The organism is Bartonella sp. AC70YNML (genome assembly GCF_042196545.1).
GTDB lineage: Bacteria > Pseudomonadota > Alphaproteobacteria > Rhizobiales > Rhizobiaceae > Bartonella.
Genome location: NZ_JBHIQK010000069.1, coordinates 1 through 506 on the forward strand (window position 1 = coordinate 1; position 506 = coordinate 506).

Consider the following 506-nt stretch of genomic DNA (forward strand, 5'->3'; position numbering starts at 1 on the left):
CTATTCCCTTGTATCATCGAAGCTGTATTATTATTCGTTGTCGTGCCGTAATTTCTTGCAAAGCCATGACCGGCATTCATAAGCATATTCAACCTATTCCAGCCGCTATTGTCTTGTTCCAGCCAACGTTCTCTATTGGCATCAACAAGGCGTTGATTGTGGGCATCAAGCACACCTCCCCCTTGTATGGCATTGGAATAGGCATTCCCATAACCCTGTAAGAAGTTATTTGAAGCTCCTAACTGATTTTGATTGGCTTGGTCTATCATGGCATTGGCTTGCATCATGCGATCCGCATCACGATTATACTGGTCTGCTGTAGCACTTGTAGACAAAGCACCAAGTTCATTTGCCAAGACACCTGTATGTGCACCAGAACCATAACGACCCGCACCGGCAAAAGAGCTGTTAATCGTATCTCTGACGCGGTCTAAGCTATTTTGAAGCGCAGCATTAAAAGACGGATTCTGTCCAACCATATCACCAGAAGCCACTCTTCCAAGATT

1 pseudogene is annotated in these 506 nt (G+C 45.1%); it reads right to left on the reverse strand.

Going from position 1 to position 506, the window contains the following annotated elements:
• Positions 1-506: pseudogene (locus ACFIMU_RS08785) on the reverse strand (hypothetical protein); the annotation flags it as partial.